The sequence below is a fragment of the Photorhabdus sp. S10-54 genome (assembly GCF_963878145.1).
Taxonomy (GTDB): Bacteria; Pseudomonadota; Gammaproteobacteria; order Enterobacterales; family Enterobacteriaceae; genus Photorhabdus; species Photorhabdus kayaii.
Genome location: NZ_CAWNXG010000170.1, coordinates 1 through 624, shown reverse-complemented (window position 1 = coordinate 624; position 624 = coordinate 1). Strand labels below are relative to the sequence as shown.

1 protein-coding gene is annotated in these 624 nt (G+C 49.4%); it reads right to left on the bottom strand.

Features of this window, described 5'->3' with window-relative positions:
• On the bottom strand, positions 1–624 hold a 624-nt coding region (locus AACQ83_RS24360), incomplete at both ends, for a phage portal protein (RefSeq protein WP_146748318.1).

Genomic DNA, 624 nt, shown 5'->3' with positions numbered 1-624 from the left:
GGCAATAAGCCGCCCGTGCTTCTAAGAAATCAGGCGCACCAGCCGGTAACGGTAAATCTTCTATGTCGTGAATTTCTTCAATAAACGCGGTCAGAATGGGTTGAGCAAAGCCGATTGAGAAATCAGCGCGGCGCCGGGTTAAGGTTTTCCATGCCTCTAACATGGCAGAACGCGCTGAACTGTAGTTCACATCAGACCAATCTTGTGTCACTTGTTGAGTTGAAAGGCCGGTAGCCGCAGCGATATTACGTAATGCCGCACTTTCAAAGCCTTCAAAGTTACTGTGCGGTCTCGCGGCATTGACAGTAGTGATTTTCTCGCCGGGATACATAATCGGGATGCGTGCCCCGTTTTGTAGAGACAAGCGGCGGTCATTGTGAAACTCAACGCGTCCTTGTTGGTATGCGCCTAAATTCTCGTCTTCACTTTCACCCAGTGCCGCCTCAACTAATGCAGGATCATACGGGGACTCAATGTAAGCGCCGAAAATAGCATTTAGAATCGCAGCCTCAAGCTCCGACTGGTCATATTTAATGAGCATTTTTAGGCGCTGAACCACCGGCGTTAGAATACCGTTACCCCGATGTTGTGCTCCGCGTTCGTGATCATAATCATGAACCACAT